General features: G+C 72.6%; 25 protein-coding genes. 18 read left to right on the forward strand and 7 right to left on the reverse strand.

The window, feature by feature from the left end:
- Positions 1 to 2: 2 nt before the first annotated feature.
- Both VR894_RS06265 and VR894_RS06270 read left to right on the forward strand, forming a co-directional pair.
- The gene (locus VR894_RS06265; protein WP_324650531.1) at positions 3 to 365 is read left to right on the forward strand and encodes a response regulator; all 363 of its coding nucleotides are present in this window, start codon (positions 3 to 5) and stop codon (positions 363 to 365) included.
- Positions 362 to 850, forward strand: coding sequence for a hypothetical protein (locus VR894_RS06270; protein ID WP_324650483.1), 489 nt, complete (start codon positions 362 to 364; stop codon positions 848 to 850). Before VR894_RS06265 ends, VR894_RS06270 begins: the two co-directional genes overlap by 4 nt.
- 2 nt (positions 851 to 852) lie before the next feature.
- Here VR894_RS06270 and VR894_RS06275 read toward each other — a convergent pair whose 3' ends face one another.
- The gene (locus tag VR894_RS06275; protein ID WP_324650484.1) at positions 853 to 1668 is read right to left on the reverse strand and encodes an SGNH/GDSL hydrolase family protein; all 816 of its coding nucleotides are present in this window, start codon (positions 1666 to 1668) and stop codon (positions 853 to 855) included.
- A 27-nt stretch (positions 1669 to 1695) separates the two neighbouring features.
- Positions 1696 to 2367: a uracil-DNA glycosylase gene (locus tag VR894_RS06280; RefSeq protein WP_324650485.1), complete on the reverse strand. Its 672-nt coding sequence runs from the start codon at positions 2365 to 2367 to the stop codon at positions 1696 to 1698.
- A 110-nt stretch (positions 2368 to 2477) separates the two neighbouring features.
- Here VR894_RS06280 and VR894_RS06285 point away from each other — a divergent pair, with 110 nt between their 5' ends.
- The 3 genes from VR894_RS06285 to groL all read left to right on the forward strand — a co-directional run bounded on the left by VR894_RS06285 (position 2478) and on the right by groL (position 5378).
- Positions 2478 to 2759: a DUF3263 domain-containing protein gene (locus VR894_RS06285; RefSeq protein WP_324650486.1), complete on the forward strand. Its 282-nt coding sequence runs from the start codon at positions 2478 to 2480 to the stop codon at positions 2757 to 2759.
- Between the two features lie 44 nt (positions 2760 to 2803).
- Positions 2804 to 3433, forward strand: a complete 630-nt coding sequence (locus VR894_RS06290) for a LytR C-terminal domain-containing protein (protein ID WP_324650487.1) — start codon at positions 2804 to 2806, stop codon at positions 3431 to 3433.
- A gap of 316 nt (positions 3434 to 3749) precedes the next feature.
- On the forward strand, positions 3750 to 5378 hold the full coding sequence (gene groL / locus VR894_RS06295) for a chaperonin GroEL (protein WP_324650488.1): 1629 nt from the start codon (positions 3750 to 3752) through the stop codon (positions 5376 to 5378).
- A gap of 96 nt (positions 5379 to 5474) precedes the next feature.
- Here the strand turns inward: groL and VR894_RS06300 are convergent, their stop codons facing one another.
- Positions 5475 to 5921 (reverse strand): hypothetical protein, encoded by a 447-nt coding sequence (locus VR894_RS06300; protein WP_324650489.1) that lies wholly within the window; start codon positions 5919 to 5921, stop codon positions 5475 to 5477.
- Positions 5922 to 6123: 202 nt separating this feature from the next.
- Here VR894_RS06300 and VR894_RS06305 point away from each other — a divergent pair, with 202 nt between their 5' ends.
- Together VR894_RS06305 and VR894_RS06310 are read left to right on the forward strand one after the other, a co-directional pair.
- Positions 6124 to 6801 (forward strand): MgtC/SapB family protein, encoded by a 678-nt coding sequence (locus tag VR894_RS06305; RefSeq protein WP_416380818.1) that lies wholly within the window; start codon positions 6124 to 6126, stop codon positions 6799 to 6801.
- Positions 6802 to 6805: 4 nt separating this feature from the next.
- Positions 6806 to 7681 (forward strand): DUF4031 domain-containing protein, encoded by an 876-nt coding sequence (locus tag VR894_RS06310; RefSeq protein ID WP_324650491.1) that lies wholly within the window; start codon positions 6806 to 6808, stop codon positions 7679 to 7681.
- Between the two features lie 33 nt (positions 7682 to 7714).
- Here the strand turns inward: VR894_RS06310 and VR894_RS06315 are convergent, their stop codons facing one another.
- On the reverse strand, positions 7715 to 8002 hold the full coding sequence (locus tag VR894_RS06315; RefSeq protein ID WP_324650492.1) for a WXG100 family type VII secretion target: 288 nt from the start codon (positions 8000 to 8002) through the stop codon (positions 7715 to 7717).
- 52 nt (positions 8003 to 8054) lie between these two features.
- Entirely contained in the window at positions 8055 to 9278 is a 1224-nt protein-coding gene (locus VR894_RS06320; RefSeq protein WP_324650493.1) for a hypothetical protein, read from the reverse strand.
- Between the two features lie 91 nt (positions 9279 to 9369).
- Here VR894_RS06320 and VR894_RS06325 point away from each other — a divergent pair, with 91 nt between their 5' ends.
- Genes VR894_RS06325 through moaA form a run of 3 tightly spaced genes read left to right on the forward strand, consistent with a single transcriptional unit; the run spans position 9370 to position 11293 of the window.
- Positions 9370 to 9846 (forward strand): MogA/MoaB family molybdenum cofactor biosynthesis protein, encoded by a 477-nt coding sequence (locus tag VR894_RS06325; protein ID WP_324650494.1) that lies wholly within the window; start codon positions 9370 to 9372, stop codon positions 9844 to 9846.
- Complete coding sequence (locus tag VR894_RS06330) at positions 9846 to 10274, forward strand: molybdenum cofactor biosynthesis protein MoaE (protein WP_324650495.1); 429 nt, start codon at positions 9846 to 9848, stop codon at positions 10272 to 10274. Before VR894_RS06325 ends, VR894_RS06330 begins: the two co-directional genes overlap by 1 nt.
- Positions 10271 to 11293 (forward strand): GTP 3',8-cyclase MoaA, encoded by a 1023-nt coding sequence (gene moaA / locus VR894_RS06335; RefSeq protein ID WP_324650496.1) that lies wholly within the window; start codon positions 10271 to 10273, stop codon positions 11291 to 11293. Before VR894_RS06330 ends, moaA begins: the two co-directional genes overlap by 4 nt.
- A 60-nt stretch (positions 11294 to 11353) precedes the next feature.
- On the opposite strand, the gene VR894_RS06340 is transcribed toward moaA, so the two are convergent.
- Together VR894_RS06340 and moaC are read right to left on the reverse strand one after the other, a co-directional pair.
- Positions 11354 to 11590 carry a MoaD/ThiS family protein gene (locus VR894_RS06340; protein WP_324650497.1) on the reverse strand — a complete coding sequence of 79 codons (237 nt, stop codon included), beginning with the start codon at positions 11588 to 11590 and terminating at the stop codon, positions 11354 to 11356.
- Positions 11587 to 12072: a cyclic pyranopterin monophosphate synthase MoaC gene (moaC, locus tag VR894_RS06345; protein WP_324650498.1), complete on the reverse strand. Its 486-nt coding sequence runs from the start codon at positions 12070 to 12072 to the stop codon at positions 11587 to 11589. Before moaC ends, VR894_RS06340 begins: the two co-directional genes overlap by 4 nt.
- A 122-nt stretch (positions 12073 to 12194) precedes the next feature.
- On the opposite strand from moaC, the gene VR894_RS06350 reads away from it, so the two are divergent.
- From VR894_RS06350 to narI, 8 genes are all read left to right on the forward strand, one after another.
- Positions 12195 to 13442 (forward strand): ThiF family adenylyltransferase, encoded by a 1248-nt coding sequence (locus VR894_RS06350; RefSeq protein WP_324650499.1) that lies wholly within the window; start codon positions 12195 to 12197, stop codon positions 13440 to 13442.
- Between the two features lie 10 nt (positions 13443 to 13452).
- Positions 13453 to 14676 (forward strand): gephyrin-like molybdotransferase Glp, encoded by a 1224-nt coding sequence (gene glp, locus VR894_RS06355; RefSeq protein ID WP_324650500.1) that lies wholly within the window; start codon positions 13453 to 13455, stop codon positions 14674 to 14676.
- Entirely contained in the window at positions 14670 to 15248 is a 579-nt protein-coding gene (mobA, locus tag VR894_RS06360; protein WP_324650501.1) for a molybdenum cofactor guanylyltransferase, read from the forward strand. Before glp ends, mobA begins: the two co-directional genes overlap by 7 nt.
- Positions 15249 to 15397: 149 nt before the next feature.
- Positions 15398 to 16630 (forward strand): MFS transporter, encoded by a 1233-nt coding sequence (locus VR894_RS06365; RefSeq protein WP_324650502.1) that lies wholly within the window; start codon positions 15398 to 15400, stop codon positions 16628 to 16630.
- Positions 16627 to 20364, forward strand: coding sequence for a nitrate reductase subunit alpha (locus VR894_RS06370; RefSeq protein WP_324650503.1), 3738 nt, complete (start codon positions 16627 to 16629; stop codon positions 20362 to 20364). The genes VR894_RS06365 and VR894_RS06370 overlap by 4 nt, the downstream gene beginning before the upstream one ends.
- On the forward strand, positions 20364 to 22229 hold the full coding sequence (gene narH / locus VR894_RS06375) for a nitrate reductase subunit beta (RefSeq protein ID WP_324650504.1): 1866 nt from the start codon (positions 20364 to 20366) through the stop codon (positions 22227 to 22229). Before VR894_RS06370 ends, narH begins: the two co-directional genes overlap by 1 nt.
- Positions 22226 to 22924 (forward strand): nitrate reductase molybdenum cofactor assembly chaperone, encoded by a 699-nt coding sequence (gene narJ / locus VR894_RS06380; RefSeq protein WP_324650505.1) that lies wholly within the window; start codon positions 22226 to 22228, stop codon positions 22922 to 22924. The genes narH and narJ overlap by 4 nt, the downstream gene beginning before the upstream one ends.
- The gene (gene narI / locus VR894_RS06385; protein WP_324650506.1) at positions 22921 to 23706 is read left to right on the forward strand and encodes a respiratory nitrate reductase subunit gamma; all 786 of its coding nucleotides are present in this window, start codon (positions 22921 to 22923) and stop codon (positions 23704 to 23706) included. The genes narJ and narI overlap by 4 nt, the downstream gene beginning before the upstream one ends.
- Positions 23707 to 23784: the final 78 nt, after the last annotated feature.

Here is a 23784-nt window from a genome sequence, read left to right on the forward strand (position 1 = left end):
GCCTGCGAGTGATCGTCGCCGACGACAGCAAGGTGATGCGCCAGATCGTCATCAGGACCCTCCGGCAGGCCGGCTACGGCGACTGGGTGGTGACCGAGGCGACCAACGGCGCCGAGGCCCTGGAGATGGCCCTGGCCCAGCAGCCCGACCTCGTGCTGTCGGACTGGAACATGCCCGAGATGACGGGGATCGAGCTGCTCCGCGGGCTCAACGCGGCCGGCTCCGACGTCCCGCTGGGCTTCGTCACCTCCGAGGGCTCCCCGCAGATGCGGGAGCTCGCCGAGAGCGAGGGTGCGCTGTTCCTCATCGCCAAGCCGTTCACCCCGGACGCGTTCCGCACGACCATCGACCCCTTCCTCGCATGAGCGCCACCCCCCTCCCCGCACTCATGGAGGTCCGCGACCTCCTCGCCATGCTCGTGGGACGCGACTGCGAGGTCTCCCTGGCCGACGAGTCGGTCACCCCCGCGACGGAGCCGGGCGTCGTCGTCGGCGTCTACGTCACCGAGTTCCTCCGTGGTGAGGCACTCGTGGCCCTGGACACCGTCCTCGCCGCCTGCCTCGGCGGGGCCATCGCCCTCATCCCGGCCCCGACGGCGCTGGCGTCCGTCGGCCCGGGCCCGCTCGACGAGACCCTGCTGGAGAACGCGTCGGAGGTGCTCAACGTCACCGCGTCGCTGTTCAACGTGGGTGACGCGCCGCACCTGCGGCTCGAGTCCATCCACGACTCGGGAAGCGGTCCGCTGCCCGCCGACATCGCGACCTGGCTGCGCAGCTACGGCCCGCGGCTCGACGTGGCCGTGGACGTGCACGGGTACGGCCGGGGACTGCTCTCCGTCGTCCTGCGGTAGTCCTACCGCGGCTCGAGCGGCACCGGCGACGGGTACTTGGCCCGCCGCCGGTCGCCCGAGGACCGGCGGCGCAGCCGGCGCTGGACCCACGGGTAGACGTGGGTCCGCGCCCACTGCACGTTGCCGCGCCAGCGGTCGGCCCGCGCGACCGGGGGGAGCGGCACGAGCGGGTCGTCCCAGGCAGCGTCGTCGGGTGTGAGCCCGAGACCGACGAGGGCCGCCTGCGCCACCCGCTCGTGCCCCGCCGTCGAGAGGTGGATGCGGTCCTCCGCCCACATGCGCCAGTCCCGCAGCGACCGCATCCCCCACGCGTCGAGCATGTGGGCGCCGTGCCGGTGCGCGATCGACCACAGGCCCGCGTTGTAGACCGCGACCTTGGGCCTGGTGAGGCTGACGAGGGGGGAGCCCGCGGGGTCGAAGCCCGTCCCCATGAGCACGTCGACGCCCTCGGCCCGCAGCCCCGCCACCGCGTCCTCGAGCTCCGCGAGCAGCCGCGCCACGTCCGCACCCGGGCGCAGGATGTCGTTGCCGCCACCGATGAGCGACACGAGCTCCGGCCCGAGGTCGCGGGCGGCGGGCAGCTGCTCGGTGAGGATCTCGCCGAGCAGCCGGCCACGGACGGCGAGGTTCGCGTACTCGAGCGGGCCGAGCCCCGCCTCCACCCGCCGGCGCGAGAGGGTCTCGGCGAGCAGGTCGGCCCAGCCGCGGAAGCGGTCCGGGTCGGTGGGGTCGGGATCGACCATGCCCTCGGTCAGCGAGTCACCCAGCGCGACGTAGCGGGTCCAGCGGGGCGCGGTGGGGGTGGTGTCGGTGCTCACCGGACGATTGTGCCAACCCGGCGTGCCTCAGGGCAGCGCCCAGCGAACCGGGCGCCCACCCTGCTCGGTGAGCAGGGTGTTGGCGCGGGAGAACGGACGGGAGCCGAAGAAGCCACGGGAGGCCGACAGGGGGCTCGGGTGCGCCGACGCGACGACCGGGACGTCCCCGAGGAGCGGGCGCAGCGTCTGCGCCTGGTTGCCCCACAGGATCGCCACGAGCGGGCCGCCGCGCTCCACGAGCGAGCGGATCGCGTGCTCGGTCACCACCTCCCACCCCTTGCCACGGTGCGACGCGGGCTGCCCCGGGGCCACCGTGAGCACCCGGTTGAGCAGCAGCACGCCGTCGTCCGCCCACGACGAGAGGTCCCCGGTCGACGGCGGGTGGGTGCCGACGTCGTCGACGAGCTCGCGGAAGACGTTGACGAGGCTGCGGGGGATGGGGCGCACGTCGGGCTGCACGGAGAAGGACAGCCCCATGGGATGACCGGGCGTGGGGTAGGGGTCCTGTCCCACGATGATCACGCGGACGTCACCGAAAGGACGGGTGAACGCCCGCAGCACGTCCGCGCCACCGGGCAGGTAACCCCGTCCGGCGGCGACCTCCGCCCGGAGGAAGTCGCCCATCGCGTGGATCCGGTCCTCCACCGGGGCGAGGGCACGGGCCCAGCCTGGGTCGACGAGCTCGGCGAGGGGAGTCACGGCCGCAGCCTAGTGCGCCGTGCCCGGCATCATGGTGGCGGAGGAATGACACGCGTGTCATTCGCCCGTAGCATGGGCGGGTCGTCACGCGCTCGACCCGAGGAGGAGACATGGACACTGCTTACGCGCTGGGTCCGCAGGCCGTGCTCGGTGACACCGAGCGCGAGATCCTCGCCTTCGAGCGGCAGTGGTGGAAGTACGGCGGCGCCAAGGAGACGGCGATCCGTGACCTGTTCGGGATGAGCGCCACCCGCTACTACCAGGTGCTCAACTCCCTCATCGACACCGAGGCCGCTCTCGCGGCCGACCCCATGCTCGTCAAGCGGCTGCGTCGCATGCGTGACGCCCGCCAGCGTGAGCGCTCGGGCCGTCGCCTGAGCACCACCCACTGAGCGTCCCGCCGCAGCCAGGGCCCCCTAGCGGCTAGCCTGCTCGCGTGAGTCAGTATCCCGAGGACGAGTTCGACGTCGCCGGCCGCGAGCGTGGCCCCCAGGGCGTCCACCGCGAGCCGCCGTCGTTGCTGCGCAGCCTCGCGCCCTTCATCGCCGTCATCATCATCGTCCCGCTCCTCGCCTGGGGCGTGGTCAGCCTCATCGGTGACGACGGCGGCAACGGCGGGGAGCCGGCCGCGACGCCCACGGCCGAGGCGACCGTGGACCCCACCGGGGACCCGACCGGCGAGCCGGCCACCACGGAGCCGCCGGACGAGGGCACCACCCCGGCCGAGGAGGAGCCGACGGCGGACGAGGAGACCACAGAGCCGGGAGCGGGGGAGGACGTCATCCTCACCACGTCGGTCTCCGTGCTCAACGGTGCCGGTATCTCGGGGATCGCCGGTGACGCCGCGTCCCAGCTCACCGCGGAGGGCTTCACCAGCGTGGGGGCCGCCGACTACGGCGCGGCCGAGCCGACCGCCACCACGCTCTACTACCGGAACGCCGAGCTCGCGCCGACCGCGGAGGCCATCGGCGAGCTCCTCGGCATCAGCAACCTCGTCGAGGCGCCCTCGGCGACGCAGAACGTCGAGATCGCGATCGTCCTCAGGGCGGACTTCGCCGATCGGTGACCAGCGGGTCCGGGGGACGTTGACCCGTGAGGTGCCTCACACCTAGGGTGGAGACGTCCCTCCACAGCGCCGTGGGGTGTGTCGGGCCGGCGGTCCTCGTGGCCGTCGGCCCGGCTCGTTCCCACCGTCGCCGGCTGCTTGCACTCTCGGATGGAGAGTGCCAAGATCGGGGTTAGCACTCTCGTGCTGAGAGTGACAACACTCTTGAGTCGACCCAGTGAGGTCCAGGCCCCGGCGGGACGTGACCGTCGGGGTGTGGATCGTCCGTCGCGGGCACTGGCCGACCCAGCCACGCTACAAGCGGAGGATCTACCCAATGGCAAAGATGATTGCCTTTGACGAGGAGGCCCGTCGCGGTATGGAGCGCGGGCTCAACCAGCTCGCCGACACCGTGAAGGTCACCCTCGGCCCCCGGGGCCGCAACGTCGTCCTGGAGAAGAAGTGGGGCGCCCCCACGATCACCAACGACGGCGTGTCCATCGCCAAGGAGATCGAGCTCGAGGACCCCTTCGAGAAGATCGGCGCCGAGCTGGTCAAGGAGGTCGCGAAGAAGACCGACGACGTCGCCGGTGACGGCACGACGACGGCGACCGTCCTCGCCCAGGCGCTCGTCCGCGAGGGCCTGCGCAACGTGGCCGCCGGTGCGAACCCGATCGCGCTGCGCCGCGGCATCGAGAAGGCCGTCGCGGCCGTGACCGAGCAGCTCTTCGCGCAGGCCACGCCGGTCGAGACCAAGAAGCAGATCGCGTCCACGGCCGCGATCTCCGCGGGGGACCCGGCCATCGGCGACCTCATCGCCGAGGCCATCGACAAGGTGGGCGCCGAGGGCGTCATCACCGTCGAGGAGTCCCAGACCTTCGGCCTCGAGCTCGAGCTCACCGAGGGCATGCGCTTCGACAAGGGCTACATCTCGCCCTACTTCGTCACCGACGCGGAGCGCCAGGAGGCCGTCCTCGAGGACGCCTACGTCCTGCTCGTCGAGTCAAAGATCTCCAACGTCAAGGACCTGCTCCCGCTGCTGGAGAAGGTCATCCAGTCCGGCAAGCCGCTGGCGATCATCTCCGAGGACGTCGAGGGCGAGGCCCTGGCCACGCTCGTCGTCAACAAGATCCGCGGCACCTTCAAGTCCGTCGCCGTCAAGGCACCGGGCTTCGGTGACCGCCGCAAGGCGATGCTCCAGGACATGGCCATCCTCACCGGCGGCCAGGTCATCTCCGAGACGGTGGGCCTCAAGCTCGAGAACGCCGAGCTCGACCTCCTGGGCCAGGCGCGCAAGGTCGTCGTCACCAAGGACGAGACCACCATCGTCGAGGGCGCCGGCAACCCCGAGCAGATCGAGGGTCGGGTCGCCCAGATCCGCGCCGAGATCGAGAACTCCGACTCGGACTACGACCGCGAGAAGCTCCAGGAGCGTCTCGCCAAGCTCGCCGGCGGCGTCGCCGTCCTCAAGGCGGGCGCGGCCACCGAGGTCGAGCTCAAGGAGCGGAAGCACCGCATCGAGGACGCGGTCCGCAACGCCAAGGCCGCCCAGGAGGAGGGCATCGTCGCCGGTGGTGGCGTCGCCCTCATCCAGGCAGCCAAGGACGCGTTCGGCAACCTCGAGCTCGAGGGTGACGAGGCCACCGGCGCGAACATCGTCAAGGTCGCCGTGGACGCCCCCCTCAAGCAGATCGCGATCAACGCCGGCCTCGAGGGTGGCGTTGTCGCGGAGAAGGTCCGCAACCTCCCCGCGGGTCAGGGACTCAACGCCGCCACCGGCGAGTACGAGGACCTGCTGGCCGCCGGCATCGCCGACCCGGTCAAGGTGACGCGCTCCGCCCTGGAGAACGCCGCCTCGATCGCCGGCCTGTTCCTCACCACCGAGGCCATCGTGGCCGACAAGCCCGAGAAGCACCCGGCCCCGGCCGGCGGTGGCGACGACATGGGTGGCATGGGCGGGTTCTGACCCGACCCGGTGACTGACCGGACACTCCGGGCAGTCCCAGCACGTCCCGACGGGGCGGCACCGCACCGGTGCCGCCCCGTCGGCATGCCCGGAGTGCTACCCGTGGCCACCGCGCAGGCGCTGCACGCCCAGGGCGAGCACACCCGCCAGTGCACCCCAGCCCGCGTTGAGGAGCAGCACCGGGACGATGGCGACCGGGTTGACCAGCGGACCGGCCGGGACGCCGTCGATGACGGTGCTGAGCACGGCGCTGAGCGGCAGGGTGGCGAGTGCGTACGTGACCCCGGCGAGCGTCAGGGTCAGCACGGGCCGCGGCACCCGCCCGAGGCCGACGACCAGCACCCACGCGGCCGTCACCGCGAGCGTGAGCAGGAGCGGGCCGCCCGGGGTCCCGAGGACCTCGTCGGCCCCCGTGATGCGGGCGAGCGGCCGGGCGAGCGCAAGGAGCCCGAGGGAGATGACGGCGGGCCAGCTCAGCCCTGCTAGGCGTGTGTCGCCTCGCGGATCGACGGGTCGTGGGCGCTGCGGTGTGGGGTCGGTCATGGCAGCCACGCTAGGGACGGTGCCGGAGCGGGACATCGGTGCGTGGGCGTCCCCGGCTGCCGCCTCCCGACGCGGGTCGTGTCGCTTACCGACGACAGGAGCCCCGCGACGACGCCCGCACGGGACGCTGCGCCGGGTGCCGGCAGCGACGACAATGGCGGGTGACGCAACGTGCGTCCCGGGGCAGAGAGGTGAGGACGAGATGTGGGGCGTGACGCCGGACATCGCCGATTCGCTGCAGATGCTCGGCCTGTCCTTCGTGCTCTCCGCCGTGATCGGCGCCGAGCGCGAGTACCACCACAAGGATGCCGGGCTGCGTACCCACATCCTCGTCGGCCTCGGGTCGGCGCTGTTCACCGTCGTCTCCGCGTACGGCTTCGCCGAGCTCATCGGGGACCGGCCCGCGGACCCGGGCCGGATCGCGGCACAGGTCGTCACCGGCATCGGCTTCCTCGGCGCGGGCGTGATCTTCACCCGGAGCAACGTCGTCCACGGGCTCACGACGGCCGCCACGATCTGGCTCGTCGCCGCGGTCGGGATGGCCTGCGGGGCGCAGCTGCCGCTCGTCGCCACCGCGGTGACGCTCGGCTACCTCGTGCTCATCCCGCTGCTCGGCACGCTCACCGCGCGGATGCCGAAGGCACACGCGGACAGCGTCCTCGCGCTGCGGTACCGCGACGGTCAGGGCGTCCTCCGGTCGATCCTCTCCACCGCGACCGACCTCGGGTTCCGCGCCGCCGTGCTCGACGTCACGGAGACCGCAGAGCACACGGTCGAGGTGCGTGCCAGGTTCACCGGGAAGCCCGACCAGCACGAGCTCATCACCACCCTGAGCGCCCTCGACGGCGTCGAGCGGGTCGCCGCCGTCGGGGAGGGGTAGGCCGGTGGCGGTCCTCGTCGACGACCCGCGCTGGCCCGCGCACGGCACCCTGTGGGCACACCTCGTCTCCGACGCCGACCTCGCGGAGCTGCACGCCTTCGCGGCGTCGTGCGGCGTGCCCCGCCGGGCCTTCGACCTCGACCACTACGACGTTCCCGCCGAGCGCCACGAGGAGCTGGTCGCGGCCGGCGCCGAGCACGTCGACGGCCACGAGCTCGTCCGCCGGCTGCGGGCCAGCGGGCTCCGTGTCCGCGCGGTCGACCGCCCGGCCCGTGCCGCACTGGCACGCCGCTGGGAGGCGGTGCTGCCCGACAATCCCGAGCTCGGCGACGGGCTCGCTGCGCGGTGGAGCGAGCCGCACCGGGTCTACCATGCTGCGCGCCACCTGCGGGACGTCCTCGACCGGCTCGACCTGCTCGCCGCCGGCGGCGAACAGGTGACACGGCCGGTGGTGCTCGCCGCGTGGTTCCACGACGCCGTCCACCTCGGCTCCAGCCCCGCGGACGAGACCGCCTCCGCGGATCTCGCCACCGCTGCGCTCGAGCCCGTCGTCGGCCGGGTCGAGGCGAACGAGGTGGCCCGGCTGGTCCGCCTCACCGCCTCGCACGACCCCGCCGCCGACGACGCCGGCGGCCGGGCACTGTGTGACGCGGACCTCGGCGTGCTCGGCGGTGACGCCGAGAGCTACCGGGTCTACACCGACCAGGTGCGCGCCGAGTACCGTCACGTGCCCGAGCCGGACTTCCGCCTCGGCCGCGCGGCGATCCTCCGGCGCCTGCTCGGGCGCCGCGCACTCTTCAGGACCACGACGGGCCGGCAGCTCTGGGAGGCGGCCGCCCGGCGCAACGTGGCGGCAGAGCTCCGGGCGCTCGAGGCCTGACCGGCGGGGCGCGCGTGCGCGCGCTGCTGCGCGTCATCGCACGAACAGGCCGTGCGCGCTGGACTCCGCGTCCGCGTACGTCCGGGCCGCCAGGTCCAGCGCCTCGGTGATCTGCGTCAGCGAGTGCTCCACGACCTGCTGGGTGGCGCGCCACTCCTGCGCCACAGCCGCGAAGCTCTCGGCGGCGGCGCCGCTCCACGTGGTCTGCAGGTCGAGGAGCTGGGTCATCATCCCGGCCACCTCGGTGTGGATCACCGCAGCACTGGTGCGGGCCCGGGCGGCGGCCGACTCCACCTCCGAGCTGTCGACCTCGAACCTCATCGTCGTCTCCCTCCGTCACCTGCACCCCGGTGGCACAGTGCTGAGGTCGACGCTAGGAGCGGGGCATCTTCGGAGGCGGGCGGAAGAGCGAGCCTGGGGACTGCTCGGACGCGTCCGCGAGCTGTGCGGCAGACCGGTCCCGCCGACGCTTGGCGCGGGCGCGGCGGCGTACCTCGAAGTCCGGGTCGCGCTCGATCCCCGACAGGGACTCCGCCACGCCGGGGGGCGGCTGCTCACGGCGCTCGCGGAGACGGGCCGGCTCGTCGGGGGTCGCGCCGGACGGTGGGGTCGTCGCACTGACGGCGGCGGACGGCCGTGCAACGGCGTCGGTGGCGCCGGCGTCGGCGTCGGCGTCGGACAGCGTCGCCGCGGACTGGCCTGCACCGCCGGCCGGGGCCGCCGGGGACCGGGTGGCTCGGGCGTCGGCAGCAGCAGCGGCGCGAGCGCCGGACGACCGGGTGGCGGCGTCGTCGCCCACGGGCGCCGAGGCCGGCCCCGGGCCGTCCGCCCGGGCGGGGGAGCGGCGGCTCGGCCAGCTCGCCGCTGCCGGGCGGCCAGGCCGCTCCTCCCGCGGGGCCTCCGTGCCGCCGAGCTTCGCGAGCTTCGAGCGGAGGTGGCTGAGCTCCGCGGTGAGGTTCTCCCGGGCCGGCTCCTCCCACGCGAGGCTGAAGGGGCTGACGAACAGCCGGCGCCGCTGGAGCAGGCGGGCGAGGATCGCGACGCGCGAGCCGACGTAGTCCAGCTCGGGGATGTGCGCGTACTCCTCCCGGATCGCCTTGCGGTAGGCGGCGTACTTCTGCGGCTCGACGGCCAGCGTGCCGAGGTCGGCGTCGCACAGGGCGAGCGCGTCGACGTCGTGCTCGTCGGCGTCGTGCCGGGCGAGGTTGAGGATGAGCTCGCTGACCCGGTCGGCGACGGCGTCGGGCACCCCCAGCGCGGTGAGCTCCTCCCGGGCGAGCGCGGCACTGCCCACCTCGTCCTCACCGCCGCGGCGCGCGTACGCCTCCGCGGCCGACGCGTTGAACGCCGCCCCGTGGTACCAGGCGGCCAGGCGCACGACGTCGGGGTCGTGCGTCTCCTCGGCGAGCTCCTCGACGCGAGCGAGGACGTCGGTGAGGTGACGCAGGTTGTGGAAGCGGCGCTCCGGCTGCTGCCAGCGCTCCACCAGGGTGCTGGCGGTGCGTTGGATCTCCGTACGGTCGGCGGTCGCCCCGACGGCGACTGCACTGCGTACGAACGCGGAGACGAGCCACTGTGGCGCGTCGGCGAGGCTCAACAGGCCCTCCCCTCTTCGACGGTCATCGTAGACCCGCCGGCCGGGACCTCGGTAGGAATGCTCCCGTGAAGGAATCACGTAGCCTGGCATGATGCTCGACAACGTGCCCGCGACGGTCCTCACCGTCTCCACCCGGTGCAGCCGTGGGGAGCGCGAGGACGTCTCCGGCCCGCTCGCGGCGAGCCTGCTCGCGAGCCTCGGGCTCGACGTCGCGCCGGTGCGCGTGGTCCCCGACGGTGTGGAACCGGTCAGCCAGGCCCTCCGGTCGGCGCTCGCCGACGGTGCCCGCGTCGTCCTCACGACCGGCGGGACGGGCGTGAGCCCCACCGACCGCACTCCCGACGCGACCGCCGAGGTGCTCGAGCTGCAGCTCCCGGGTGTCATCGAGGCGGTGCGCCGCCGCAGCGATGTTCCCACTGCCGTGCTCAGCCGCGCCCTCGCCGGGACTGCCGGGTCCGCCGTCGTCGTCAACGCGCCGGGTAGCACCAGAGGCGTGGAGGAGACGATCGCCGTCGTCGGCCCGCTCCTTCCGCACCTGCTCGACCAGCTCGCCGGGGGTGACCACTGATGGGCGAGGTGACCCACACCGCGATGAGCGACGCCCCGCTCGACCTGGCCGCTCACGTCGCCGCCGTGTCGACGTCCGCGACGGGCGCCGTCGCCACCTTCGTCGGACAGGTCCGGGACCACAGCCCCGACGCCGACGGCACCGTCGTGCGGCTCGAGTACAGCGCCCATCCCGATGCTGCCGACGCCCTGTCCGCCATCGCGGCCGAGGTCGCGGACGCGTACGACGGCGTCCGCGTCGCGGTGAGCCACCGGGTCGGGGTCCTGGACATCGGGGACGTCGCGATCGTCGCCTGCGCCGGCAGTGCGCACCGTGACCTCGCCTTCACCGTGTGCCGTGAGCTCGTCGAGACGGTCAAGGAGCGGCTGCCCGTGTGGAAGAAGCAGGTCCTGTCCGACGGCAGCCACACGTGGGTGGGATCGGCATGAGCGTCACGCTTTCCCCGGAGCTCCGGCGGCCGCTGGTCGACCGGTACGGCCGCGTCCACACCGACCTGCGCATCTCGCTCACCGACAAGTGCTCCCTGCGCTGCACGTACTGCATGCCCGCCGAGGGCGTGCCGTGGCTGCAACGCGACATGATCCTCACCACCGACGAGCTCGTCCGGGTCGCGGAGGTCGCGGCGGCGCTCGGCATCGCCACGGTGCGTCTCACCGGCGGGGAGCCGCTGCTGCGCAAGGACGTCGTCGACGTCGTCTCCCGCATGTCCCGGCTCGAGGGGCCGGACGGGCCGCTCGAGCTCTCGATGACGACCAACGGGATCCTCCTGCCCAAGCTGGCCCGCGATCTCGCGGCGGCCGGCCTGCAGCGCGCCAACATCAGCCTCGACACGCTCCGCGCCGACCGGTTCAAGGAGCTGACGCGGCGGGACAAGTTCGCCGAGGTGCTCGCGGGGATCGAGGCCGCGCAGGCCTCGGGCATGTCCCCGATCAAGATCAACGTCGTGGCGATGCGTGACGTCAACGACGACGAGATCGTCGACCTCGTCCGCTTCGCCGCCGACCGAGGTCTGGAGGTCCGGTTCATCGAGCAGATGCCGCTGGACGCCGGGCACATCTGGTCCCGGGTGCGCATGGTGACGGGCGAGGAGATTCTCGAGCAGCTGGGGGAGCAGTTCCGCCTCACGCCGTTGCCGGGGCGGGCCTCGGCCCCCGCCGAACGCTTCCGTGTGGACGACGGCCCCACGACGGTGGGCGTCATCCGGTCGGTCACGAAGCCGTTCTGCGGCACGTGCGACCGGGTGCGGATCACCGCGGACGGGCAGCTGCGCAACTGCCTCTTCTCCCGAGAGGAGTCCGACCTCCTCACCCCGCTGCGCGAGGGCGGCACCGACGACGAGCTCGCCCGCGTGCTGCACAGGTGCATCGCCGGCAAGCTCCCGGGCCACGGCATCAACGACCCCGGCTTCCTCCAGCCGGACCGCCCGATGAGCGCCATCGGCGGCTAGCGCCAGCGCCCGGCCGCCCAGCCGCTGGGGGTCTGCGCGGGTGCGCTCGTGGCGCCGGCCTCAGCCGCCGGCGAAGGGAGGGAGGACGTCGACGACGTCGCCCTCGGCCACGCGCGCGTCGTCCTCGCTGCGGACGCCGTTGACGAGCACCGAGCAGCGCTGGAGCACCCGCGCGAGCTGCTCGCCGTGCCGCTCGGCGAGGGCGGCACGCAGCTCGCCCACGCTTGCCGGTGTCACCGTCTCCTGCTCGCGTCCCGCCGCCTCCGCGGCTGCCGCGAAGTACCGCACCGTGCTCATCGGGTCTCCTCCCGTCCTGGCCGGCGCCACTCACCCGAGCGGCCACCGGACTTGGCCACCAGCTCGACGTCGGTGATCGTCACCGAGCGGTCCAGGCCCTTGACCATGTCGACGACGTTGAGTGCCGCGACGCTCACCGCGGTCAACGCCTCCATCTCCACCCCGGTCCGGTCCGCGGTGCGGACGGTCGCGGTGATGGCCACGCCGTCGTCCTCAACGACGACGTCGACGCTCACCCCGTGCACGCCGATGACGTGCGCCAGCGGCAGCAGCTCCGGCGTGCGCTTGGCCGCGGCGATGCCGGCCACCCGCGCGACGGCGAGCACGTCGCCCTTGGGGACCTCGCCCTCACGCAGGGCGAGGACGAGCTCGGGGGAGCAGCGCACGCGGCCGGTGGCGGTCGCGCTGCGGACGGTCGGTGACTTCTCGGTGACGTCGACCATCCGCGCGTGCCCGCGCCGGTCGAGGTGGGTGAAGCTCATGAGCCCAGCGTCTCATCGTTCGCGGGGTGCGGGGCGGACCATGGTCTGGGGACGGGCCTGGGTCGGCCCCGGCCGGGACGTTCGGCGGCCCGCGTCCCGGCCCGTCCTCCTACAGTGGGCGCATGCCCCTGCCCCCGCTGTGCGACCCCGGACCACCGCTGGACCGCGCCCAGGTGCTGCGCTACTCGCGCCACCTGCTCCTCGAGCAGCTCGGTGACCTCGGTCAGCGTCGCCTGCGGGCCGCCCGCGTGCTCGTCATGGGTGCCGGGGGACTGGGCTCACCGATCCTTCACTACCTGGCCGCGGCGGGCGTCGGCCACGTGGGCATCGTGGACGACGACGTCGTGGAGGCCACCAACCTCCAGCGGCAGGTGCTCCACACGACGGCGGACGTCGGACGCCCGAAGGTCGCGTCGGCGGCGGAGCACGTCGCCGCACTCAACGACGAGGTGGCGGTGACCCAGCACCACCTGCGGCTGGACGCGACGAACGCACGGGAGATCATCGGCGGTTACGACCTCGTGCTCGACGGCACCGACAACTTCCCCACGCGCTACCTCGTCGCCGACGTGTGCACGGACCTCGGCCTGCCCCTCGTGTGGGGCTCCATCCTCCGGTTCGACGCCCAGGTGGCGGTCTTCTGGTCGGCACCCCCGGAGCCCACCCGCGGACCCGGCTACCCGGCCGTGACGCTCCGCGACCTCTTCCCCGCTCCGCCGCCGCCGGGGGCGACGCCCTCGTGCGGGCAGGCCGGTGTGCTGGGGGCCATGTGCGGGCAGGTGGGCTCACTCATGGCGGCCGAGGCGGTCAAGCTCATCACCGGTGTCGGGGAGCCCCTCCTCGGGCGGGTGGCCGTGCTCGACGTGCTCGCCGCCCGGTGGAGCGAGCTGCCGCTGCGCCGCAACCCGGAGCAGGCCAGGCCGACCTCGCGTGCCGAGCTGGGCTACGACCCGCTCGGCGTCCCGGTGACGCGCAACGCCGCGGCCGTGCTCGCCAACGATCCAGCCCCGGACGCCGGTCCCGCCGGCCCCAGCCTCACCGCGCGGGAGCTCGCCGAGCGTCTTGCTGCCCGCGAGCGCGGGGAGGACTCCTTCGTGCTCATCGACGTGCGGGAGCCGACCGAGCGCGCGATCGTCGCGATCCCCGGGGCGCGGGCGGTGCCGCTCGAGCGACTCGTCGCCGACCCGCTCGCCGCGGTGGAGGCGGGGGCCGAGCCCGGGACCGCCGTCGTCGTCCACTGCCTGTCCGGGGGACGCTCGGCCCAGGCCCAGCAGATCCTGCGGGCCGCCGGGTACAGCGACGTCACGAACCTCGCCGGCGGCGTCCGTGCCTGGGTGGCCGACGTCGATCCCAGCCTGCCGGTCTACTGAGAGGGAGCCCGTGATCACCGTCGAGCAGTACCAGGAGTCGGTCCTCGCGCACGTCGCGCCGCTCCCCACGCGCCGCGTCCAGGTCACCGAGGCCCACGGCCTGCGACTGGCCGAGGACGTGCACGCGGTGCTTGCCGTGCCGCCCTTCGCGAACTCTGCGATGGACGGCTACGCGGTCCGTGCCGCCGACGTCGCGGGTGCCACCGCGGCTGCCCCGCTCACCCTGCCCGTCGTCGGGGACGTCCCGGCCGGGACCAGCCACCCCGCCACGGTCGTGCCCGGCAGCGCGGTGAGGGTGATGACGGGTGGGCCGCTCCCGCCGGGCGCGGACGCCGTCGTGCCGGTGGAGCTCACCGACCAGCCGCCGGGTGCGGCCGAGCTGCCGACGCACGTTGTCGTCCGCGAGGCCGTCCCCGCCGGACGGCACGTGCGCGGCGAGGGGGACGACATCCGGCCCGGCGACACCGTGCTGCACGCCGGGACCACGCTCGCCGCGACCCACCTGTCCGCCGCCGTCTCCGCCGGTCACGGGGAGCTTCCCGTCCATCCGCGGCCACGGGTGGGCGTGCTCGCCACCGGTGACGAGCTGTGTGCCCCCGGGACCGACCCCGGGCCCGGTCGCATCCCCGACTCAAACAGCCTGCTCCTCGTCGCCCTCGTCCGGGAGGCGGGCGGTGAGCCGGTACCGCTCGGGACCGTCGGCGACGACCCGGCCCAGCTGCGGGCCGCCGTCGGCTCCGCGCTCGACCGTATCGACGTGCTCGTCACCTCCGGCGGCGTGAGCGTCGGCACGAAGGACGTCGTCAAGGCCGCCTTCGCCGAGCAGCTCGGGTTCGAGTCGGTGGCGATGCAGCCGGGCAAGCCGCAGGGGTTCGGCGTGCTCGCCGGCGGCGTGCCCGTCTTCGCGCTGCCCGGGAACCCGGTGAGCGTCATGGTCTCCTTCCACGTCCATGTGGCGCCGGGCCTGCGCCGGATGCTCGGACTGCCCGCCCGCCGGCCCCTGGGGGCCGCGCGGGCCGGTGTCGCCTGGCGTTGCCCGCCAGGCCGGCGCCAGTACCTGCCCGTCCTCGTCGAGGACGATGGGGCACCGCTGCCGTCGGTCCGCCCCGCCTCGGCGGGTGGGTCCGGCTCTCACCTCGTCGCCTCGCTGGCGCTCGCGCAGGCGCTGGCGGTCGTCCCCGAGGACGTCGACGCCGTCGCCCCGGGGGACGAGGTGGGGCTGCTCCGGTGGTAGCCCACGACGCCGTCGTGCTGGCCGGGGGGACCGGCCGGCGGATGGGTGGGGTGCTCAAGCCGCAGGTCGCTGTCCACGGACGGCGACTGCTCGACCACGTCCTGGACGCGACGGCGGGGGCGCGGCGCGTCGTCGTCGTCGCCCCGGGGACGGTCCCCGTGCCCGACGGTGTCATCCGCACCCTCGAGGACCCACCCCACGGTGGACCGGTCGCCGGGATCGCCGCCGGCGTGCGGGCGCTGGGGGAGCCGGCCCCGCTGGTCCTGCTGCTCGCGTGCGACCTCCCGGGCGCCGCGGCGGCGGTGCCCCGGCTGCTCGCGACGGTGCGCGACGGGACGGGCGCGGACGGCGTCGTCCTGCGGGACGCGGAGGGACGGGAGCAGTGGCTGCTCGGCGTCTACTCCAGCGGTGCGCTCCGGTCGCGCATCGACGTGCTCGCCACCTCCGGCCGCCTGCGCGGAGGCTCGGTCCGCGAGCTCGTCCGCCCGCTGGACCTGCGCACGGTCGACGCCCGGGGCGGGGAGGCGCGGGACGTCGACACGTGGGAGGACCGCGACGCCATCGCACCGTGAAAATACCGGGCAAATACCAGTCGGAATTCCCCGGCGTGAACATTAAAGCCATTCCCCCGTGACGTTAATAGTGTTGTTCTGCGCTATTCCCTCAACGTGTGCATAATCGCCGTGTCGGGTCCGCGCCGAGGGCCCGCGGGGGAGGTTGCGTGAGTCAGGCAGGACAGCACACCGACCGCAGCGCGGCGCGCTCACCGGGGCTCATGCTCACGCTCGCCACCGTCGGGTTCCTCGTCAACTTCTGGGCGTGGAACCTCGTCGCGCCGCTGGGCAGCACCTACGGCACGGAGCTCGATCTCACCGCCTTCCAGGTGTCCGCGGTGGTGGCCGTCCCGGTCATCGTCGGGTCGGTCGGACGGATCCCGATCGGCGCGCTCACCGACCGGCTGGGCGCACGGGTGATGTTCCCGGCGGTCAGCGTCGTCACGATCCTCCCCACGCTCTTCGTGGGCTTCGTCGCCAACAGCTTCGCGCTCCTCGTCATCGGAGGGTTCTTCCTGGGGATCGGCGGCACGACCTTCGCGGTCGGCATTCCCTTCGTCAACGCCTGGTACCCGCCGGCACGGCGGGGCCTGGCGCTCGGGATCTTCGGGATGGGCACCGCGGGCACCGCGGTCGCGGCCTTCACGACGGTCGCGATCGCCGACGCGTACGGGCGTCCGGCACCCTTCGTCCTCGTCTCGGTGGTCCTGGCGATCTACGCCGTCGTCGCCTGGGTGGCGCTGCGTGACTCGCCCGACCGGCCACCGGCCGCCACCGGGTCGATGCTCCAGCGCACGTGGCAGACGGTGAAGATCCCGGTGACGCTGCAGCTGTCGCTCATCTACGCGATGGGGTTCGGCGGCTTCGTCGCCTTCAGCGTCTACCTGCCGACCTACCTCATCAACGACTTCGACCTCACACGCACGGACGCGTCCCTGCGCACCGCGGGGTTCATCGTGCTCGCGGTCGTCGCCCGGCCGGTCGGCGGCTGGCTCTCCGACCGCTTCCACCCGATCCCCGTCCTCACGGCGTGCTTCGTCACCGCCGGCGCGATGGCGGTGCTCGCGGCGCTGCGCCTCGAGCTGCTCCCGGCCGGCACGGTCGCCTTCCTGGCCATGGCCGCCACCCTGGGGGCCGCCTCGGGCGCCTGCTTCGCCCTCGTCGCGCGGGTGGCGCCGCCCGGCACCGTCGGCTCGGTCACCGGCATCGTCGGGGCCGCCGGCGGACTCGGTGGCTTCTTCCCGCCCCTCGTCATGGGGGCCGTCTACGGCGCCACGGGCGCCTACACCATCGGCTTCCTCCTCCTCGCGCTCAGCGCGCTCGGGGTGGCGGCCTTCACCTGGTGGCCGGTGCGCCGGGCATCACGCGACCACGCCCCGACAGCGAAAGGACAGCCATGACGACGACGAGGCCGGAGAAGTCGCAGTCGGCGGCGTCGGACGCGCTCCTCAAGCTCGGGACGTTCCTGCGGCGCGGCGAGGCGTCGGAGGACCTGTCCCGGCTCTTCCTGCGCGGCGGCCGGGAGGGCGACGCGTTCTACCGCGACCGCTGGAGCCACGACAAGGTCGTCCGCTCCACCCACGGCGTCAACTGCACCGGCTCCTGCTCGTGGAAGGTCTACGTCAAGGACGGGATCATCACCTGGGAGGCCCAGCAGACCGACTACCCCACGACCGGCCCGGACTCCCCGGAGTACGAGCCCCGCGGCTGCCCGCGCGGCGCGGCCTTCAGCTGGTACACGTACTCACCGACCCGAGTGCGCTACCCCTACGTCCGCGGCGCGCTGCTCGGCATGTACCGCGAGGCCAAGCAGCGTCTCGGCGACCCGGTGCTGGCCTGGGCCGACGTCGTCGAGGACCCCGAGCGCTCCCGCCACTACAAGCGGGCACGGGGCAAGGGCGGGCTCGTCCGCGCGCAGTGGGAGGAGGTCATGGAGATCATGGCCGCCGCCCACGTGTACACGACCAAGCAGTACGGTCCCGACCGGCTGGCCGGCTTCACCGTCATCCCGGCGATGTCCCAGGTCTCCTACGGCGCGGGCACCCGGTTCCTGTCCCTCATGGGCGGCAACGTGCTGTCCTTCTACGACTGGTACGCCGACCTGCCGATGGCCTCCCCGCAGATCTTCGGGGACCAGACCGACGTCCCCGAGTCCGCCGACTGGTTCAACGCCGGCTACCTCATCATGTGGGGCTCGAACATCCCGGTGACCCGCACCCCGGACGCCCACTTCATGGTCGAGGCCCGGTACAAGGGCCAGAAGGTCGTGGGGATCTCCCCCGACTACGCGGACAACACGAAGTTCGCCGACGAGTGGCTCGCCGTGCACCCCGGCACCGACGGGGCGCTGGCGATGGGCATGGGCCACGTGATCCTGCGCGAGTTCCACGTCGACCGGCCCGAGCCGTACTTCACCGACTACGTCAAGCGCTACACCGACTCCCCGTTCCTCGTCTCCCTCGAGGAGCGCGACGGCGCCTACGTCCCGGGCAAGTTCCTCACCGCCGCCGACCTTCCCGAGCACGCAGCCAGCGAGAACGCCGCCTTCAAGACGGTCATGCTCGACGACGACGGCGCCCCCTTCGTCCCGAACGGCACCCTGGGTGACCGCTTCGGGGAGGCGGGCAAGGGCCGCTGGAACCTCGACCTGCAGGGGCGCGACCCGCTGCTCACGGTGGCGGGCGAGGAGTCGGTCGAGGTCCTGCTCCCGCGTTTCGACGTCACCCCGGGCCTGGAGGAGGGCGACGTCGGTCAGCACGTGGGCGGTGCGGGCGTGCTGCGCCGCGGTGTGCCGGTCCGCCGGGTGGCCGGCCGGCTCGTCACCACCGTCTTCGACCTCCTGCTCGCCCAGTACGGCGTCGCCCGGCCCGGGCTGCCCGGTGAGTGGCCCGCCGGGTACGAGGACGCGAGCCATCCCGGCACGCCGGCGTGGGCGGCGGAGCACTCCGGCGTACCGATCTCCGCGATCATCCGCATCGGCCGGGAGTTCGCGGACAACGCGCGCCGCTCCAAGGGCCGCTCGATGATCGTCATGGGCGCGGGAACGAACCACTACTTCCACTCCGACACCATCTACCGCGCGATGATCGCGCTCGTCCAGCTCACCGGCTGTCAGGGGGTCAACGGCGGCGGCTGGGCGCACTACGTCGGGCAGGAGAAGGTCCGGCCGATCACCGGCTTCCAGCAGTACGCCTTCGGCCTCGACTGGCAGCGGCCCTCCCGCCAGATGATCGCCACCGCGTTCTGGTACCTCGGCACCGAGCAGTGGCGCTACGACGGGCTCCCCGCGGAGACCCTCACCTCACCGCTGGCCTCCGGGAAGTTCTCCGGGATGACCACCGCCGACACCCTCGTCGAGTCCGCCAAGCGCGGATGGATGCCGAGCTTCCCGACGTTCAACCGCAACCCGCTCGACCTCACCGACGAGGCGCAGGCCGCCGGGAAGGAGGTGGCCGAGCACATCGTCGACGAGCTGCGGGCGGGCCGGCTGAGGTACGCCGTCGAGGACCCCGGCGCACCGGAGAACTTCCCGCGCGTGCTCACCGTGTGGCGCTCGAACATCCTCGGCTCCTCCTCCAAGGGCAACGAGTACTTCCTCAAGCACCTGCTCGGGACGGAGTCCGCCATCCGGGGTGGGGAGTCGCCGCCCGAGCGCCGGCCCCGGTCGATGGTGTGGCGGGAGGAGGCCGCGGAGGGGAAGGTCGACCTGCTCACCACCATCGACTTCCGCAACACCTCGACGACGATCTACTCCGACATCGTGCTGCCGGCCGCCACCTGGTACGAGAAGCACGACATCTCCACGACGGACATGCACCCCTTCGTCAACTCCTTCAACCCGGCGATCCCGCCGCCGTGGCAGACCCGGACCGACTTCCGCATCTTCCAGGACCTCGCCGCCAAGGTCTCCGAGCTCAGCATCGGGCACCTCGGGGTGCGGCGCGACGTCATCGCCGGCCCGCTCCAGCACGACACGGCCGACGCGCTGGCCACGCCGCACGGTGCCGTCGCGCCGTTGGAGGAGACCCCGCTGGTCCCGGGGGTGACGATGCCCAAGCTCATCACCATCGAGCGCGACTACACCAAGACCCTGGCGAAGTTCAACGCCCTCGGCCCGCTCACCGACACCCTCGGCATGACGACCAAGGGCGTGAGCTTCATGCCCGACCGCGAGGTCGCCGAGCTGGCCGCCCGCAACGGACGGGTGGTCTCCGGGATCGCCAAGGGCCGGCCGTCGCTGGACAAGGACACCAAGGCGATCGAGATGATCCTCGCGCTGTCCGGTACGACGAACGGGCGCCTGGCCACGCAGGGCTTCGAGCACGTGGAGGAGCGCACCGGCACGCGGCTGGCGGATCTCGCCGCGGAGTCGGAGTCGGTCCGGGTGACCTTCGCCGACACCCAGTCCCGTCCGACGAGCGTGGTGACGTCCCCGGAGTGGTCCGGCTCGGAGACCGGCGGGCGGCGGTACACCGCCTTCTCCACCAACGTCGAGCGGCTCAAGCCGTGGCACACGCTCACCGGGCGCATGCACTTCTACCTCGACCACGACTGGATGGAGGAGATGGGCGAGACGCTGCCCGTCTACCGCCCGCCCCTCGACATGCACCGGCTCTACGGGAGCCCGGTCCCCGGGGACACCACCCCCACCGGTGACCCGGCGGCGGCAGGGCACGCGGAGGTCGCCGTCCGCTACCTCACCCCGCACTCCAAGTGGTCGATCCACTCCGAGTACCAGGACAACCTGTTCATGCTGTCCCTGTCCCGGGGCGGGTCGAACGTGTGGATGTCCCCGCAGGACGCCGCGAAGATCGGTGTGCGGGACAACGAGTGGATCGAGGCCTACAACCGCAACGGCGTCGTCGTCGCGCGCGCCATCGTCTCCCACCGCATGCCGGAGGGGACCGTGTTCATGTACCACGCCACCGAACGCGTGGTGGACGTGCCGGTCACGGAGACGTCCGGGCAGCGCGGCGGGATCCACAACTCCCTGACCCGCGTGCTGATGAAGCCCAGCCACCTCGTCGGTGGTTACGCCCACCTGAGCTATGCCTTCAACTACATCGGACCCACCGGGAACCAACGGGACGAAGTCACGGTCATCCGCCGTCGCAGCCAGGAGGTGCAGTACTGATGAGGGTCATGGCCCAGATGTCGATGGTGATGAACCTCGACAAGTGCATCGGGTGCCACACGTGCTCGGTCACGTGCAAGCAGGCGTGGACGAACCGGACCGGCACCGAGTACGTGTGGTTCAACAACGTCGAGACCCGGCCGGGGCTCGGCTACCCGCGCACGTACGAGGACCAGGAGGTCTGGGAGGGCGGCTGGACGCTCAACCGGCGCGGCAAGCTCAAGCTCAAGGCGGGGGGCCGGGCGAAGAAGCTCGCGACCATCTTCTCCAACCCGAAGATGCCGACCATCCACGACTACTACGAGCCGTGGACCTACGAGTACGACATGCTGCTCAACGCGCCGGCGGACCAGCGTCATACCCCCGTGGCGCGGCCCAAGTCGCTGCTCACCGGCGAGAACATGCAGATCAAGTGGTCGGCCAACTGGGACGACATGCTCGGTGGCTCGACCGAGACGATGGCCGACGACCCGGTCCTGAGGAAGATGAACACGCAGGTCAAGGCCGAGTTCGAAGAGACCTTCATGTTCTACCTGCCGCGGATCTGCGAGCACTGCCTCAACCCCTCGTGCGTCGCCTCCTGCCCGTCGGGTGCGATGTACAAGCGGGCCGAGGACGGCATCGTGCTCGTCGACCAGGACCAGTGCCGCGGCTGGCGCATGTGCGTGACCGGCTGCCCGTACAAGAAGGTCTACTTCAACCACCAGACCGGCAAGGCCGAGAAGTGCACGATGTGCTACCCGCGCATCGAGGCCGGGCTGCCGACCGTGTGCGCGGAGACCTGCGTGGGGCGGCTGCGGTACATCGGCCTGGTCCTCTACGACGCCGACCGCGTCGCGGAGGCGGCCGCCACGCCGAACGAGCACGACCTCCTCGCCGCGCAGCGCAGCGTCTTCCTCGACCCCTTCGACCCCGAGGTCGTCGCCGCGGCCCGCCGTGAGGGCATGCCGGAGGACTGGGTCGAGGCGGCGCAGAACTCCCCGATCTGGAAGCTCATCACCGACTACGAGGTCGCGCTGCCGCTCCACCCGGAGTACCGGACGCTGCCGATGGTCTGGTACATCCCGCCGCTGAGCCCCGTCGTCGACACCGTCACCGCCTCCGGGAACGACGGTGAGGACGCCAAGACGCTGCTCACGGCGCTGTCGACGATGCGGATCCCGCTGGAGTACCTCGCGGAGCTGTTCACGGCCGGTGACACCGCGCCGGTGGAGCGGGTGCTCCGCCGCCTGGCGGCCATGCGCTCCTACATGCGCGACATCAACCTGGGGGAGGAGCCGCAGGAGGAGATCGCCGCCGCCGTCGGGATGACGGGGGAGGAGATCGAGGAGATGTACCGGCTGCTGGCGATCGCCAAGTACGAGGACCGTTACGTCATCCCATCGGCCCACGCCGAGATCAGCCGCGAGCTCGAGGAGATGGCCTGCTCGCTCGACGTCCACGGCGGCCCCGGGATGGGTGGCGGCGGACCGTTCGGCACCGGTTCCGGACCCGACGTGCCGGCCACGGTGGAGAACTTCCACGCGCTCAAGGACCGCCAGACCTCGCCGTACTCGCCGTCGACGCCAGGACGCACGAACCTGCTCAACTGGGACGGGCGCGGCGCGAGCGGGCTGTTCCCACCGCGCCCCGACGAGAGTGACGACGAGGCGAGCGGGAGCGCGGGCGTCGCCGTCGCCCTCGACGCCGCTCCCTCCGAGGGCGGCGAGGAGTACCACTCCGGCGACATCGACTCCGGGCCCGCCGTCTACGACTACGACCCCTACCCGGCGGGCGACCCCGGCCCGGAGGCCGGCGGCACCGGCCGGGTGCGCGACCGGTCCCCGGGCGACGAGCCACCCGTGGGGGAGGAGGACCGACGATGAGCGGCTTCATCCGGGCACCGGAGCTCACCCCGCTCGCCCCCGTACGGCTGCACGAGCGAGACCGGGCCGTCGCGCACATGGCGGCCTCGGTCCTGCTTGACTACCCGACGGCGGAGCGGCTGGCCGCGTACCGCATCGTGCGCGAGGCCGTCGCCGACCTGCCGGGGGCGGTCCGGGAGCGGCTGTGGGACTTCCTCGACCACGCCGCGGCAGTCGGGGACGAGGCGCTCGCGCAGGACTACGTCGCGACCTTCGACCTCAAGCGCAAGTGCTCGATGTACCTGTCCTACTTCCTCACCGGAGACACCCGGAAGCGGGGGACGGCGCTCGTGCGCTTCGTCGAGGCCTATCGTGCCGCCGGCTGGGAGGTGGACCGCCCCGAGCTGCCCGACTTCCTGCCGATCGTCCTGGAGTTCTCCGCCCGGGGGGACGCCGAGATCGCGGGCGGGCTGCTGGGCTCCCACCGGCAGGGCATCGAGGTGCTGCGCTCCGCGCTCACCTCGATGGGCAGCCCGTGGGCGGGCGTCGTCGAGGCCGTGTGCCTCACCCTGCCGCCCGTGACCGACGAGGTCCGCGACCGGTACCTCGAGCTCATCACGGCCGGGCCGCCGACCGAGATGGTCGGGCTCAACGCCCTGGGGCCGCTGGAGCCCTACGCACCCGGCGGCACGGCACAGACGGAGGTCAGGGCATGAACGCGGTGGACACGCTGGCGTGGGTCATCTTCCCGTACGTGTCGATGGCGGTGTTCGTCGTCGGACTCTTCTGGCGCTACCGGTACGACAAGTTCGGCTGGACCACCCGCTCCTCCGAGCTCTACGAGCACGCGTTGCTGCGGCTGGGCTCCCCGCTGTTCCACTTCGGGATCCTGTTCGTCGCGGCCGGCCACTTCATGGGCCTGCTCATCCCGAAGAGCTGGACCGAGGCCGTGGGGATCGGGCAGGACTTCTACCACCTCATCGCGACGTACATGGGCTCGCTGGCCGGGCTCATGACGATCGTCGGCCTGGCGATCCTCATCTACCGACGCCGCAAGACGGGCCCGGTGTTCCTCGCGACGACCCGCATGGACAAGTTCATGTACGTCCTGCTCGGCCTGCCGATCCTGCTGGGCATGTGGGCGACCGTGCAGAACCAGATCATCGCCGGCGGCCACGGGTACGACTACCGCGAGACGATCTCCCCCTGGCTGCGCTCGCTGTTCTACCTCCAGCCGCAGCCCGAGCTCATGGCCGACGTGCCCTACCAGTTCAAGCTGCACATCGTCGCCGCGTTCCTGCTCTTCCTCGTGTGGCCCTTCACCCGGCTGGTCCACGCGTTCTCCGCGCCCGTCGGCTACTCGACGCGGCCCCTGGTCGTCTACCGGTCGCGCGGGTCCGTCTCGCGGGGCACCCGTGAGCCGGGCCGTGGCTGGGAGCCGGCCGGTACCCCGCAGGAGCGCAAGCGCCGCCGCAGCCCCACCAGCACCGAGCTGTAACCCCCACCCCCTCTGGCGCCGACAGCGGAGTTGTGTCCCGGGCGCACCCCACCCCTTCTGGCGCCCACAGCGGAGTTG

This window comes from Georgenia sp. H159 (genome assembly GCF_035607575.1).
Lineage (GTDB): Bacteria > Actinomycetota > Actinomycetes > Actinomycetales > Actinomycetaceae > Oceanitalea.